The sequence below is a fragment of the Streptomyces azureus genome (genome assembly GCF_001270025.1).
GTDB lineage: Bacteria > Actinomycetota > Actinomycetes > Streptomycetales > Streptomycetaceae > Streptomyces > Streptomyces azureus.
The window spans coordinates 1-14,330 of the sequence record NZ_DF968234.1 but is presented as its reverse complement, the minus strand read 5'-3'; the positions used below and the strand labels follow the sequence as shown (position 1 = coordinate 14,330).

Sequence of the window (14,330 nt, the reverse complement as noted above, 5' to 3'; positions counted from 1 at the left end):
TATCCGGCCCATACCTTCGAGACGAAAGGGGGCGGCAGGGGGCCGCCACCGCATCACGAGGGGGCAAGCCCGTCATGGGGAACGGAGAAGCACGGGTGCGGGGCCTGGCCGCCCGGGCCGGCGGCTGGAGCGCCCGGCACCGATGGGCTGCCGTCGGGATCTGGGTGCTGTTCGTCGTCCTGGCGATGGGGCTCGGTTCGACGGCGGGCCGGGTCGGCGTCAAGGACAGCGACCAGCTGAAGGGCGAGACGCACACCGCCGCGACGATCATCGAGGACGCCGGGATCGACGAACCGGCCGGTGAGACGGTGCTGATACAGGCCCGGGACTCCGGCCTGAAGGCCACGGACGCCGAGTTCAGGGATGCCGTCACGGACGTGGTCCGGGCCGTCGAGGGGACCGGCCGGGTCACCGACGTGACCTCGCCGTACGACACGAAGACGATCTCGAAGGACGGGCGCAGCGCGCTCGTGCAGTTCGACATGCGCGGCGCGGCGGACACCGCCGGTGAGCGGGTCGAGCCGGTGCTGAAGGCCGTGGAGGGCGTCCAGAAGGACCACGCCTCGCTGCGGATCGAGGAGATCGGCGGCGCCAGCATGATGAAGACGTTCGACGACGCCGTCGGGGACGACTTCAAGAAGGCCGAGTACTCCGCGGTGCCGGTGGCCTTCGGGATTCTGCTCATCGCCTTCGGCGCGCTGGTGGCGGCGCTGCTGCCGGTGGCGCTGGCGATCACCGCGATCATGGCGACGATGGGCCTGATGGGCGTGGTCAGCCACGTGGTGCCGATGACGGACGCGGCGAACTCCGTGATGCTGCTCGTCGGTCTGGCCGTCGGTGTCGACTACTGCCTGTTCTACCTGCGCCGCGAGCGGGAGGAACGCGCCGCGGGCCGGGACGCGCAGACGGCGCTGCGGATCGCCGCCGCGACCAGCGGCCGCGCGATCGTGGTCTCCGGTGTCACGGTGTGTGTGGCCATGGCGGGCATGCTGTTCACCGGGCTCGCCGAGTTCGAGGGGATGGGTCTGGCCTCGCTGATGGTGGTGGCCGTGGCCATGGTGGGGTCCGTGACCGTGCTGCCCGCGCTGCTCTCGCTGCTGGGCGAGCGCGTGGAGAAGGGCCGTATCCCGTTCCTGCGCCGGCGCAAGCAGGGCGGCAGCGGGGAGAGCCGGTTCTGGACGGCCGTCCTGCGGCGTGTGCTCGCCAAGCCGGTCGTGTCCGTCGCGGTGGCGGCCGGTGCGCTGCTCGCCGTCGCGGCTCCCGCGGTCGGCATGAAGACCCAGAACCTCACGCTGGACCAGGAGTTCGGCGACTCGCTGCCGATCGTGCAGACGTACAACCGGCTCAACGAGGCCTTCCCGGGCGGCTCGGATCCGGCCGAGGTGGTCGTCAGGGCGGACGACATCAACGCGCCCGAGGTGCGGTCGGCGCTCGCCGACTTCCGTGAGCGGGCGGTCAGTTCGGGAGCCTCGCGCGGCCCGGTGGAGATCAAGCTGCACGACGAGCAGAACCTCGCCTTCGTGTACGTCCCGCTGGTCGGCGGCTCCGACCTCGACAAGGCGGGTGCGAGCCTGGAGAAGCTGCGCGACGAGGTGCGGCCCGCCACGCTCGGCAAGGTCGACGGCATCGAGGCCCCGATCACCGGGCAGGTCGCGGGTTCGAAGGACTTCAACGACCAGTTGGCGGGAGCCGTCGTCCCGGTCTTCGCGTTCGTCGTGGTCTTCGCCTTCGCGCTGATGCTGCTGTCGTTCCGCTCACTGACCATCGCACTCACGTCGATCGTGCTGAACCTGCTGTCGGTGGGCGCGGCCTACGGCATCCTCGTCGCGGTCTTCCAGCACGGCTGGGGCGCGTCGCTGGTGGGCGCGGAGGGCGTCGGCGCGATCATCACCTGGCTGCCGCTGTTCCTCTTCGTGATCCTGTTCGGCCTGTCGATGGACTACCACGTGTTCGTGGTCTCCCGGATCCGCGAGGCGCGGCTGCGGGGTCTGGACACGGAGGACGCGATCCGGCACGGCGTGGTCACCACGGCCGGGGTCGTCACCAGCGCCGCGGTCATCATGGTCGCCGTGTTCGCGATCTTCGGGACGCTGTCCATGCAGTCCATGAAGCAGATGGGCGTCGGCCTCGCGGCCGCGGTGCTCATCGACGCGACGATCATCCGGGGCGTGCTGCTGCCGGCGGTGATGGCGCTGCTCGGCGAGCGCAACTGGTACCTGCCCAGGTGGCTGCACCGGCTGCCGGACCTCACGCACGACGAGACGCCGCAGGCGGTCGCGGGACCGGCGGCGCGGGACGACGAGGGCGAGCCCGTCAAGGTCTGACCCCCTGCCCGCCGCATACAGGGCCCGTCGGTTCCGGGGGAACCGGCGGGTGACGGTCGCCCCGGCTACCGCCCCGACTACCTCCGGCGAGCGGGCAGTTCGGCCTCGATGAGGTCGGCCGCACGCCGGGTACCGCCCTCCCGGGCCGTCTCCGCCTGGATCTCCTTCAGACGGCGGGCGACCTCCGGGGCGTCGACGAGGGCGAGGGCCGCCTCGCGCAGGGCCTCGCCGGTCGCCTCCTTGGTGGGGAGGTACCGCGCGACACCGAGGCCCTGGAGCGTCTCCGCGTTGCCGAACTGGTCCGCGGCCTGCGGTACGGCGATCATCGGCGTGGCCGTGGCCAGGCCCTCCTGGCTGCCGCCCGCGCCGGCGTGCGTCACGAACAGGTCGGCCTGCTTCAGGATCGCCAACTGCGGCACCCAGGAGCGCACCTCGACGTTCGCGGGGACCTCCCCGAGCCCGGCCGGGTCGATGTGCTTGCCGACCGAGAGCACCAGGTGCCAGCCGGGCAGGTCGCCGAACGCCTTGACGCACTCCCGGTAGAAGCCGGGCTGCTTGGTGAAGGCGGACCCGAGCGAGACGAGCGCGACCTTCTCGGCACCGGCCGGCCGCTGCCAGTCACCCTCGGCACTCCGGTCGCCCTGGCAGGCGCCGACGAAGGAGTACACGCTCTCGTCGACCCGGTCCGCGTTCGGCTGGAGGGCCTTGGGGATCAGGACGATCGAGCGGTCGGGCCGGCCCCCGAACGCGTCGGGGTGCAGGGTGATCCCGTTCTCCTCCAGCCAGTCCTGGAAGCGGGCGTAGTAGGCACGGCCGCGCTCGGTCTTCTTCGGCTCCTCCCACATGGGCTCGGCGACCTCCTCCTCGTACCCCTCCCAGGCGACCATGGCCGGCGACAGGGAGATCGCGGGCACGCCCCAGCGGTGGGCCAGGACGCGGCCCGGGTAGGAGGCGATGTCGTGCAGGACGAGGTCCGGCTCGTCGCCCTCGTACGCCTCGATCAGCTGCGGGAGGGCCTGGATCGCATCGTCGAGGAACGGCTCCACGTTGTCCAGCAGCGTGCTCCCCCAGGCCTCCGGGTCGTCGTCGGGCGAGGGCAGCGTCGAGTTCCACGGCTTCACCTCGGCACCTGTCTCCGCGACCTTGTGCGCGAAGACCGGCGGGATCGCGTACGTCACGCGGTGGCCGCGCGCCACGAGCTCGCGGATCACCTCCAGACTCGGGTTCACGTGGCCGTGGGCGGCGATGGAGAACATGGCGATATGAGCGCGACTGGTCATGCGCCGACCGTACGCGAGACGAGACGTCTCGTGCAATCATTTTGGTTCAGCAGGTCAGCTCCTCGTGCAGCCGCAGCCACCGCTGCGGCGCCACCTCGCCCACCAGCACACCCGGGTCCAGGCGCGCGGCCCGGAACGCGGCGTCCACCCGCCGACTCGGGTGGGCCCGCCGCAGCGACGCGTGCAGTGAACCGCCGACCCCCGAGAAGCCCAGCTCGACCAGATGGCGCCAGCTCCGGTACCCGGCGGAGTCGAGGAGCGGGGTGTCGCGCCGTTCTATGCGCAGCACCCCGGCATCCACGCGCGGGACGGGCCGGAAACTGCGCCTGCCGACGCGGCCCAGCAGCCGCCACTCGTAGCGGGGCCAGGTCCGGACCGTCAGCAGCGTCCAGCTGCCGTAGCCGCCGGTGCGTTTGCGGGCGTACTCGAGCTGGGTGAGCAGCGTGGCGTCGGTGAGGGCGGGAGCGCGCAGGCACCAGTCGACGACGGCCGCGGTACGGGAGAACGGCACGTTCCCGGCGACCGAGAAGGGCGTGCGCGGCGGGCGTGCGGCCAGGAAGTCCCCGCCGACGACACGCACCTGCGGCGTGCCGGAGAAGCGGCTGCGCAGGACAGGCACGAGCCGCGGGTCGATCTCGTACGCGTGCAGCTCCCGGCAGCGTCGCGCCAGCGGGGCGGTCAACGCGCCTTTGCCCGCGCCGACTTCGAGCAGCAGCGGGACCGGCCGGGCCTGCGGGGCGGCGAGCCGGGCGAAGCGTTCGGCGGTGGCTCGGTCGGCGAGGAAGTTCTGTGAGAGCGCGCGGGAGGTAGCGGTGGGGCGGGCCATGGCCTGCGGTCCTTGTCTTCCGTGAGGGATATGAGGGCAGCCGAAGGCCCCGACCGGAAGACGCAAGGAGACAGAGGAGGTGAGACGCCGGGCTCAGAGACTCGGAAACTCAGAGGCTCAGCGGGCGTGGCTCCCCGGGCCGGTCAGGGCTCCGGGGCCGCGGCGCACCCGTGCGGCGTGCGCGCAGCCCCGGCCGTGACCGGGGATGTAGATCGCGTTGATTCCCACGGGCAGCACGCTAGGCGCTTCCGGTGACGACGCACAACGAAATTTCGCCGGGGCTCAGCGCTGGTAGCGCGCCAGCACCAGGTTGCCGTCGTCCTCCAGGCGTTCCCGCAGCTCACGGATGCCGATCGCCCCGCTGTAGTACTCCTGGAGGGCCGGGGTCGCCACCTTGTCCTTCCACTCCGGGTAGCCCCGTACGGTCTGTGCGGGCGCCGGGCGCAGATGGGCGGCGAGCGCGGTGCCCGTGGACCAGCCGTGCTCGGGCGTGCGCAGCGCCGGGTCGTTCAGCGCCCGGTTGCCGGTCGGCAGCATCCAGTCGCCGAGGGCGAGGCGGACCATGTTCTCCGGCCTCAGCAGGAAGTCGATGAAGGCGGCTGCCTCCTTCTTGTGCGGGGAGTCCTCGGCGACGGACAGCGTCTGCGGGCTGACGCCCTGGGTGAGTCCCCCGGCTCCGGCCGGGGCCGGCAGCACCTGCCAGTCGAAGCCCTTCGGGGCCTGCTGCACGATCTGCTGGCGGTAGGAGAAGCCGAGCGGGACCATCGCGTATCTGCCGCCGAAGAAGCCGGGCAGGGTGTCGGAGCCGCCGCTGCCCAGGGTCGTGGGCGAGGCACTGCGGTCGGTGCCGGCCTGGGCGTGGATGGTGCGCGGCACCACCTGGTCGGCCGCCTCGAACCGGACCGTCACCTTGCCGTCGGTCCCGCGGTGGAAGAGCTGTCCGCCCGTCGACAGGGAGAGGTTGAGCGTGGCGGAGACCGGTTCCTTCAGGGGCCAGGCGATGCCGTACTTCCCCCGGCCGCTGAGCTGTTCGGTGATCCGGCGGAACTCGGACCAGCTCCAGGGCTTCTCGGGCGTCGGGATCCGTACGCCGGACCGCTTGAGCCACTTCGCGTTGGCGATCAGCACGCGCGGTTCCTGGAGGAACGGCACGCCGTAGACGCCGTCCCCGAAGGTGGTGGTCTCCCAACTGCGCTGCGGGATGTCCGACTTCAGCCGGGCGGGCAGCAGATGGGTGAGGTCGGCGAGGTAGCCGCCGTAGGCGAAGTCGGCGAGGTCGTCGGAGGCGTCGTGGATGATGTCGGGTGCCTCGCCGCCCTCGAAAGCGGTGAGGAGCTGGTCGTGGACGCTGTCCCAGCTGCCCTGGACGTACTCGACCCGGACGCCCGGGTGGGTGGCGTTCCACTCCTCCACCAGTTCCTTGTTGGCCTCGACCGACTCCTCCTGCCAGGCCAGGGACTGGAAGCGCAGGGTGATCCGGCCGTCGTCGCGTGTGCCGCCGGAGGAGCAGCCGGCGAGGAGCAGCAGCAGGACGAGGGCCAGCAGGCGTGCGCGCATCAGCTCTTCACCGCCCCGGTGAGCATGCCGCCCGTGATCCGCCGCTGGATGATCGCGAAGACGACCAGCGAGGGCAGCGTCGCGAGGAACGCGGCCGCCGCGAGCGGACCCAGGTCGGCGACGCCCTCGGCGCCGATGAAGTGGGTGAGCACCACCGGAAGGGTCTGCTTCTCCGGCGTCTTGAGCAGCACGAGCGCGAAGAAGAACTCGTTCCACGCGGTGATGAACGCGAACAGCCCGGTCGCCACGATGCCCGGCGCGAGCAGCGGTGCCGTCACCGACACCAGTGTCCGCACCCGGCCCGCCCCGTCGACCGCGGCGGCCTCCTCCAGTTCGGGTGGTACGGCCCGCACGTACCCGGCGAGCATCCACAGCGCGAACGGCAGCGCCCACACCACGTACACCAGCACCAGCCCCGGCACGGAGTTGATCATCCGGAGGTTCTTCAGCACCAGGAACAGCGGGATGATCAGCAGCACGAACGGGAACGCCTGGCTGACCACCACCCAGCCCGTCACCGCCTTCGCGAGCCGGGTGCGGCGCCGGGCCACGACGTAGGCCATCGGTGTGGCGATCAGCACGGCGACGACCGCCGCTGCGAGTGCGGCGAGCAGGGAGTTGAGGGCGGCGCGCAGCAGCGGCTGTTCGTCGAAGGCCTGCCGGAAGTTGGCGAGAGTGGGGTCGTTCGGAATCCAGGTCGGGTGGAGGCTGCCCAGCTCGCGCGGGGGCTTGAACGCGGTGGAGACGAGCCAGAGGAACGGGAAGGCGAGGAAGACGAGATAGGCGAGCAGCGCGGTGTACTGGCCGACGCGGGCCGGTGTGCTGGTCCTCACGCGTCGTCACCTCCCCTGAGGCGGCCGGCGAGGAAGACGGCCAAGGCGATCGAGATCACGGCCACCATCACGCAGCCCATGGCCGCCGCGTAACCGAACTGCCCGTAGCGGAAGGCCTCTTCGTAGGCGAAGAGCATGGGCAGGCGGGTCCGGCCGCCCGGGCCGCCGCTGGTGAGCACGTAGACCAGGGCGAAGGAGTTGAAGTTCCAGATCAGGTTGAGCGCGGTGATCGCGAGGGCGATGGGTCTGAGGGCGGGCCAGGTGACCGTGCGGAAGCGGCGCCAGGCGCTCGCTCCGTCGACCGCCGCGGCCTCATGCAGTTCGCGGGGGGTGTTCTGGAGCCCGGCGAGCAGCGCGACCGTCGTCTGGGGCATGCCCGCCCAGACGCCCACGACGATCACGGCGGGCAGCGCGGTGGCCAGGCCGCTCAGCCAGTCGCGGCCGCCGCCCAGACCGACGTCGCGCAGGGTCTCGTTGAGGATGCCCGCGTCCGGGTTGTAGACGAGCCGCCACATGATGCCGACGACGACCTCCGGCATGGCCCAGGGGATGATCGCCAGGGCGCGGGCCAGCCAGCGCAGCCGCAGGTCCTGGTTGAGCAGCAGGGCGAGGCCCAGCGCGAGCAGGAACTGCGGCACGGTCACGCCGACCGCCCACACCAGCCCGATCCGGAAGGAGTCCCAGAACAGCGTGTCGTGCAGCAGGTCCCGGAAGTTGAGGCCGCCGATCCACTGGGTGGGCTCCGTGCGGCCCGACTGGGCGTCGGTGAAGGCCAGCAGGATCCCGTACAGCAGCGGCCCGACGCTGAGGACCAGGATCGGAAGCAGGGCGGGCAGCACCAGGAACCAGGCGCCGTGGTCGACGACCCGCCGGGGCCGGGCCCCGGCGGGCCTGCGGCCGGCCGGTCTCCTCGGCGGCGAAGCCTCGGTCACCGATGTCACGGAATCAGCCCCTTTGCACGGCTCGGCTGGCCACGTCATGGTCGTGAAGGCGGTCTGCCTCGTCAAGGCACCGCGTATGCCGCCCCACCTGTGCCGATGCGACACTGACCGGCGGATGGCCGGAACCCGACGGCGCAAGACGTGGACGACGGAGGCGGACGATGGACGAGGCACGGGCTCGGGACGTACTGGCCGCGGCGGGAGTGCTGCCCGGCGCGGCCCGGGAGGCACGGCTGCTCGCGCTGGGCGAGAACGCGGTGTTCGCCGCCGGTGGCCTGGTCGTCAAGGTGGGCCGCGACGCCGAACTCCTCGACCGGGCGCGACGCGAACTGGACATCGCCCTGTGGCTCGCGGAGGCGGGTGTGCCGGCGGTACGGGCGGCCGAGCCCGAGCCCCTGCTGGTCGACGGGCACCCGGTGACGGTGTGGCACCGGCTGCCCGACGCCGTACGGCCCGCCGAGCCGCGGGATTTGGCCGAACTGCTACGGGTCGTGCACGCCCTGCCCGCGCCTGCCTTCGATCTGCCCTCCCGCGATCTGCTGGGCGGAGTGGAACGCTGGCTGCGCCTCGCCGGGGACGCGATCGATCCGGCGGACGCGGCGTATCTGCGGGAGCGGCGGGACGGGTTCGCGGCGGAGGCGGCGGCGCTGACGCCGCATCTGCCGCCGGGGCCGATCCACGGGGACGCGCTGCCGCGGAATGTGCATGTGGGCGCGGAGGGTCCGGTTCTGGTCGACCTGGAGACGGTCTCCGCGGATCTGCGCGAGCACGACCTGGTGGTGATGGTGTTGTCGCATGACCGGTACGGGGTGCCTGCGGCGGCTTACGAGTCGTTTGTCGAGGCGTATGGCTGGGATGTGCGGGAGTGGCAGGGGTGTTCGGTGTTGCGTGGGGCCCGGGAGACGGCCAGTTGTGCGTGGGTGGCTCAGCATGCGCCGAGTGTTCCGAAGGCGTTGGCGGAGTTTCGGCGGCGGGTGGCTTCGTTGCGGGAGGGGGACGAGACGGTGCGGTGGTATTCGTTCTGAGCGCCTGTGGTTCGAGGGCTACGCGCCGCTGTCCTGGATGCTTCGGGCGGCTCGGCGTAGCTCCGTGAGGACCGTGCGGACCGCTGTGCGGGCCGTGCGCTCGGGACGGTACAGGGCATCGATGTGGCGTCGCGCCTGGGCTCCGCTGAGCGGCCGGAGCACGAGCGCCGGATGCGGGCGCATGGTCCAGCGCGGCATCAGGGCGATACCGCCCCCGGCGGCCACGGCCTCGGCGACCACCGAGAACTCATTGATGCGATGGGCCAGATGGAGCCTGCGGCCCGCCGCGGCGGCGATGGCCTCGATCGTCGCCAGGACCGGGAACCCCTCGTGCACGGTGATCCACGGCTCGTCGGCCACGTCGCGCGGGGTGACGCGGCGCTTGGCGGCCAGGGGGTGGTCGGCGGGCATGGCCACGTCCAGCGGCTCGCGCAGCAGCGTCGTGGTGGCCACCGTGTCCGGCCATGGCGGGGCGTGGTCCAGGCGGTGGGCCAGGACGACGTCGTACTCCCGGGTGAGCCGGGGGAAATCCTCCTGCGGTACGTCCTCGTCGGCCAGTCTCGGCACCGGCTTGCCCGGACCGGCCAGCGCGCGCAGCAGCGGCGGGAAGAACGCGGCGCCCGCGCTGTGGAACGCCGCCACCGACACCTCGCCGTCGGGCCGTCCGACGAACTCCTCGACGGTGTGCCGTGCGCGTGCCAGCGCCGTCTCCACCTCCACGGCCGCGCCCGCCAGCGCCTGCCCGGCGTCGGTGAGCACCAGCCGTCGCCCCTGACGCTCGGTGAGCGGCACCGGGATCGCGCGCTGAAGCAGCCGGAGCTGCTGGGAGATCGCCGACGGCGTCACCAGCAGCGCCTCGGCGACCGCCGTGACGCTGCCCAGTTCGCCGAGCTCCCGCAGGATCCGCAGCTGACGTTCGTCCATCGCCTCAGTGTAGAGACGATGTAGAGCTGCTAAATGATCGTTTTAGAGACTGGTACTGGGCTTCATGGATGTCTACGGTGCACCGTAGGCGCGTGTCCCACGTCCGCCGTACCGATGCGGTACTCCTCCTTGTCGCGCTCGTCTGGGGTTCCAGCTATCTGTCCGCCCAGACGGCCACTGCCGCGCTCCCCGTCCTGCTGGTGCTGTTCGCCCGCTACGCCCTCTCCGCGCTCGCCTGCCTCGGCGTGGTCGCCGCCCGGCGGCGCGGGTCGCGCTGGTGGACGCGTGACGAACTGCGGGCCGGTGTGCCCCTGGGGCTGACCCAGGCCGCGGTCCTGGTCGTGGAGACGTACGGCGTCACTCACACCAGCGCCGCCAACGCCGGGCTCATCATCAGTCTGACCGTCGTCCTCACGCCGCTCCTCGACCGCGGCGGCCGCCGCGGCACGCTGCCCCCCTCCTTCTTCGCCGCGACCGGCGTGTGCGTCCTGGCCGTCGGGCTGCTGATGTCCGGCAACGGCTTCCACGCGCCACGCCTCGGCGACCTGCTGATGCTCGGCGCCGCGCTGATCCGGGCCGTGCATGTCGCGCTGGTCGGCCGCTTCACCACCGGGCGGGCGATCCGGCCCCTGCATCTGACGACGGTGCAGACCCTCGTCGGCACGGCCCTGTTCCTGCCGGTCGCCGCCCACGACCTGCCGACGCTGCTCCGCACGGATCCGGCGACCTGGGCCCAGCTGGTCTATCTCGCCCTGTTCTGCAGCGTGTTCGCCTTCCTGGCCCAGACCTGGGCCGTGCAGCGCACCTCCGCCAGCCGGGCCAGCCTGCTGCTGGGCACCGAGCCGGTCTGGGCCGTCGCGGTGGGCATCGCCCTCGGCGGCGAACACCTCACGCCCCTGACCGGACTCGGGGCGGCCCTGATGGTGGCCGGTACGTACTGGGGACAGGCGGTGGAACGGGCGCACCGAAGCACAATGGAACCCCTGCCTCCCTCGTCCCACTCCCTCGACAAGGACTCCGCATGCCCGAGCGCACCCACCACGACCCCAGTCGGCACGACACCTACGACCACCTGATCTCCCTGCTCGACTCCGCCTCCGTCGACTACCGCCTCATCGACCACGAGCCCGAAGGCGCCACCGAAGCCGTCTGCGCGTTGCGCGGGCATCCGGCCTCCGAGGCCGCGAAGTGCATCGTGCTGCGGGTCAAGGTGGACCGCCGCACCACGCGCCACGTCCTGGCGGTCGTCCCCGGGGACCGGCGGGTGGACCTGGACGCCGTCAGGGCGCTGTTCGCGGCACGCTACGTCGGCTTCAGCGACCCCGGGACCGCCGAACGGCTGGCCCGCGCCGTCCCCGGCACGGTTCTGCCGTTCAGCTTCGACCCCGATCTCGAACTGGTCGCCGACCCGGACGTCGCGGCCCGGCCGAAGCTGTACTTCAACGCCGCCCGGCTCGACCGCTCGCTCCTCATCTCGGGCGCCGACTACGAGCGACTGGCCAAGCCCCGCATCGAACGCATCGCGACGCCCGCACCGGTGTGACGAAGGGGAGCGCCGGGCCTTCTGACGGCTGGGCGCGGCTTACGCGTCCGCCAGCTCCCGCAACGGCCATGCCCCGTCCACCAAGGCCGTCGTGTCGCCCTTGCCGCGCAGGAAGTTCTGGAAGTCCGCCGCCCACTCCGCGTACCACTCGATCTGGCGGCGGTGCAGGTCGGCCGGGCCGAGGGAGGCGATCTTGGGGTGGCGGGCGGCTATCGCGCCGGCCAGGCGGGCCGCTGCGAGGGCGTCTGCCATGGCGTCGTGGGCGGAGTCGAGGACCACGCCGTACTCGGCGCAGACCGCTTCGAGGTTGCGTTTGCCGCGGCGGTAGCGGTCGACCCAGCGGTCGATGGTGTACGGGTCGATGACCGGGGCGGGGTCCACGCCGCCCAGGCGGTCGCGCAGGGACGGCAGTCCGTAGCGGCGCAGCTCGGCGGAGAGCAGGGTCAGGTCGAAGGCGGCGTTGTAGGCGACGACCGGCACGCCCGTCTTCCAGTAGGAGGTGAGGACGTCGGCGAGGGCGTCCGCCACTTGGTCGGCCGGTCTGCCCTCGGCCGCCGCCCGCTCGTTGCTGATGCCGTGCACCGCCACCGCGTCCTCGGGGATCGTCACTCCCGGGTCGGCCAGCCACTCCCGGCGCCCCATCGGCTCCCCACCCCTGACCTCGATCACGGCTCCCGTGACGATGCGCGCCTCGCGCGGATCCGTGCCTGTCGTCTCCAGGTCGAAGCCGATCAGCAGCTCCCGGTGCCAGCCCATGGGCGGCCCCCCTTCTATGGTGCGTTCCCCCAGTGGTCTTCACCCTCCCATGCACCACTGACAATCAGAGGACCGCGTTCCGCTCAGGCCCTGCGGCGTCCGGGCGAACCACCGCAACCGGACCACCGCGACCACCCCACAGCGGGGCACAGTTCACGACACCGGCCGCGAATCCGCCCACATCACCTCGAACTCCTCGCGGTAGGTGGGGAAGAGGCCGCTTTCGTCGATCTCGCCCGACTTGACCACCTTGCCGCTGTTGCGCAGCACGAACACCGGCGCCTCCATGCCCCGGGTCCGGCGCAGATAGTTCTGCACGACCGCGATGCCGTCCGCGCCGTCGCCGTCGACCAGGTACGCCGTGAAGCGGGGCGTCTCGTCGAAGACCTGGATCTCGAAGGCCCCGGGGTCGCGCAGCCGGGCCCGCACCCGGCGCATGTGCAGGATGTTCATCTCGACGGCCCGGCTGAGCTCGCCGCGCTTGATGCCCAGTTCGCGCTCGCGCCGTTTGACCGCGCTGGAGGCCGGGTTCAGGAACAGCAGCCGCACCCGGCAGCCGGACTCGGCCAGCCGGACCAGGCGGCGGCCGGAGAAGTTCTGCACGAGCAGGTTGAGGCCGATGCCGATGGCGTCGAGGCGGCGGGCACCGCCGAAGATGTCCTCGGCCGGGAACTGGCGCATCAGCCGCACCCGGTCCGGATGGACGGCGACCACGTCGGCGTACCGGTCGCCGACCAGGTCCTCGACCGCGTCGATGGGAAGCCGGCGCGCGGAGGGCACGTCACCGCCCGCGCCGAGCATCTCCAGCAGCCGGGCGGAGGCGCGCTCGGCCTGGTTCAGGACGGCCTCGGACAGGGCCCGGTTGCGGGAGACGACGTTCCGGGTGACCTCCAGCTCGTCCAGGGCGAGCTCGACGTCCCGGCGGTCGTCGAAATACGGCTCGAAGCAGGGCCAGTGCTGCACCACCAGCTCGCGCAGCTGCGGCAGGGTGAGGAAGGACAGGACGTTGTCGTCGGCCGGGTCGAGGAGGTAGCCCTTGCGGCGGCTGACCTCGCGCACGGCGACCGCGCGCTGCACCCACTCCTGCCCGGCGGGTCCTGCGGCGGCCACCACCCAGTCGTCGCCGTGGACGGGTTCGTAGACGGGTCGCAGTACGGCGGCGACGACCGCGCGCAGCCGCTGCTCGACGAGGTTCAGCCAGATGTAGGCCCGGCCGGCCCGCTGGGCGCGGGTGCGCACCTCGCGCCAGGCGTCGGCGTCCCAGTCCAGTTCCGGACCGATCGAGCCCGTCGCGTCCATCGGCCGCGCCAGGGACACGGCACCGGTCGGGACGTCTGCGGAGTTCCCCTCGTGACCCTCGTCACCAGGGGGCAGCTCCAGCCCTCCCGAGCCCACCCGCGCACCGCCTTCCGCTCCCCCGAGCACTCCCCTTGTCAACGATCAAGGAAGGGTACTCCGGGAGCGGTCGGCGGTGCAGCCGGATGGGCAGGGTAGTTCTCAACCGCGCGGCCGCCGGTGCCTGTTCTGCCGGGGCGAGCTCGGCCGGAGTGAGCGGATTCATAGCGGTCGGTCTTCTCGACCCGCTCCGTCTCGTCATCGGCCGCCCGGTCGGCGGATCGCGGCCGGTGCGGCCCGACCCGGCTCCCCGCCGGACGGACCGCACATCTTTCCCCTACTCCCCCAAACACCCCGGGAGTATCACTTGCCCCACTGGTTCGGCATAACGCGTATGCACTGGTCACTCGGTAAGAGGGACATAAGTCATAGGAGGTTCCCTCACTTTCGAGGAGACTCGAGGCCAAGGCGTCCCCACCGGCGCCACTCACCTGAAAGAGTCGTATCCATGCAGGTCTGGCCTGGAGAGGCATATCCACTCGGTGCCACGTACGACGGCGCCGGCACGAACTTCGCGGTCTTCACGGAGGCCGCGGACCGAGTAGAGCTGTGTCTGCTGCACGACGACGGCTCGGAGACGGCGATCGAGCTCCGGGAGAGCGACGCGTTCGTGCGGCACGCGTACCTGCCGGGCATCATGCCGGGGCAGCGGTACGGGTTCCGGGTGCACGGCCCGTACGCCCCGGAGCGCGGAGTGCGCTGCAACTCCGCGAAACTGCTGCTCGACCCGTACGCGCGTGCGATCAGCGGTTCGATCAGCTGGGGCGAGGAGGTCTACGGCTACCACTTCGACGATCCCGACCGGCGCAATGATCTCGACTCCGCGCCGCACACGATGACGTCGGTCGTGGTCAACCCGTACTTCGACTGGGGCGACGACCGCCTGCCGCGCACCGAGTACCACCACACGGTGATCTACGAGGCCC

General features: G+C 71.6%; 12 protein-coding genes and 1 pseudogene. 5 read left to right on the top strand and 8 right to left on the bottom strand.

Annotated elements, in window-relative coordinates; genetic code table 11:
* The first annotated feature begins 74 nt into the window (after positions 1-74).
* Complete coding sequence (locus AOQ53_RS10365; RefSeq protein WP_059416711.1) at positions 75-2,324, top strand: MMPL family transporter; 2,250 nt, start codon at positions 75-77, stop codon at positions 2,322-2,324.
* A gap of 77 nt (positions 2,325-2,401) precedes the next feature.
* On the opposite strand, the gene AOQ53_RS10360 is transcribed toward AOQ53_RS10365, so the two are convergent.
* The 5 genes from AOQ53_RS10360 to AOQ53_RS10340 form a co-directional block, all read right to left on the bottom strand.
* The gene (locus AOQ53_RS10360) at positions 2,402-3,604 is read right to left on the bottom strand and encodes a glycosyltransferase (RefSeq protein ID WP_063888877.1); all 1,203 of its coding nucleotides are present in this window, start codon (positions 3,602-3,604) and stop codon (positions 2,402-2,404) included.
* A gap of 46 nt (positions 3,605-3,650) precedes the next feature.
* Positions 3,651-4,430: a 23S rRNA (adenine(2058)-N(6))-methyltransferase Erm(O) gene (gene erm(O) / locus AOQ53_RS10355; RefSeq protein ID WP_059416709.1), complete on the bottom strand. Its 780-nt coding sequence runs from the start codon at positions 4,428-4,430 to the stop codon at positions 3,651-3,653.
* A 282-nt stretch (positions 4,431-4,712) separates the two neighbouring features.
* Complete coding sequence (locus AOQ53_RS10350; protein ID WP_099054568.1) at positions 4,713-5,987, bottom strand: ABC transporter substrate-binding protein; 1,275 nt, start codon at positions 5,985-5,987, stop codon at positions 4,713-4,715.
* Positions 5,987-6,820: a carbohydrate ABC transporter permease gene (locus tag AOQ53_RS10345; RefSeq protein WP_059416708.1), complete on the bottom strand. Its 834-nt coding sequence runs from the start codon at positions 6,818-6,820 to the stop codon at positions 5,987-5,989. Before AOQ53_RS10345 ends, AOQ53_RS10350 begins: the two co-directional genes overlap by 1 nt.
* A complete protein-coding gene (locus AOQ53_RS10340; RefSeq protein WP_059416707.1) occupies positions 6,817-7,761 on the bottom strand; it encodes a carbohydrate ABC transporter permease in 945 nt (314 codons plus the stop codon). The genes AOQ53_RS10345 and AOQ53_RS10340 overlap by 4 nt, the downstream gene beginning before the upstream one ends.
* A gap of 161 nt (positions 7,762-7,922) precedes the next feature.
* Here AOQ53_RS10340 and AOQ53_RS10335 point away from each other — a divergent pair, with 161 nt between their 5' ends.
* On the top strand, positions 7,923-8,786 hold the full coding sequence (locus AOQ53_RS10335) for a phosphotransferase enzyme family protein (protein ID WP_059416706.1): 864 nt from the start codon (positions 7,923-7,925) through the stop codon (positions 8,784-8,786).
* An 18-nt stretch (positions 8,787-8,804) separates the two neighbouring features.
* On the opposite strand, the gene AOQ53_RS10330 is transcribed toward AOQ53_RS10335, so the two are convergent.
* Positions 8,805-9,710, bottom strand: a complete 906-nt coding sequence (locus tag AOQ53_RS10330) for a LysR family transcriptional regulator (RefSeq protein ID WP_059416705.1) — start codon at positions 9,708-9,710, stop codon at positions 8,805-8,807.
* A gap of 92 nt (positions 9,711-9,802) precedes the next feature.
* Between AOQ53_RS10330 and AOQ53_RS10325 the strand changes: the two genes are divergently transcribed.
* Entirely contained in the window at positions 9,803-10,786 is a 984-nt protein-coding gene (locus AOQ53_RS10325) for a DMT family transporter (RefSeq protein WP_059416704.1), read from the top strand.
* The gene (locus AOQ53_RS10320; protein ID WP_059416703.1) at positions 10,732-11,253 is read left to right on the top strand and encodes a YbaK/EbsC family protein; all 522 of its coding nucleotides are present in this window, start codon (positions 10,732-10,734) and stop codon (positions 11,251-11,253) included. Before AOQ53_RS10325 ends, AOQ53_RS10320 begins: the two co-directional genes overlap by 55 nt.
* A 39-nt stretch (positions 11,254-11,292) precedes the next feature.
* On the opposite strand, the gene AOQ53_RS10315 is transcribed toward AOQ53_RS10320, so the two are convergent.
* Both AOQ53_RS10315 and AOQ53_RS10310 read right to left on the bottom strand, forming a co-directional pair.
* Positions 11,293-12,009 carry a 3'-5' exonuclease gene (locus AOQ53_RS10315; protein WP_059416702.1) on the bottom strand — a complete coding sequence of 239 codons (717 nt, stop codon included), beginning with the start codon at positions 12,007-12,009 and terminating at the stop codon, positions 11,293-11,295.
* A 153-nt stretch (positions 12,010-12,162) separates the two neighbouring features.
* Positions 12,163-13,404 (bottom strand): SAV2148 family HEPN domain-containing protein, encoded by a 1,242-nt coding sequence (locus AOQ53_RS10310; RefSeq protein WP_059416701.1) that lies wholly within the window; start codon positions 13,402-13,404, stop codon positions 12,163-12,165.
* Between the two features lie 448 nt (positions 13,405-13,852).
* Between AOQ53_RS10310 and AOQ53_RS10305 the strand changes: the two are divergent.
* Positions 13,853-14,330 (top strand): annotated as a pseudogene (locus AOQ53_RS10305) (glycogen debranching enzyme); the annotation flags it as partial.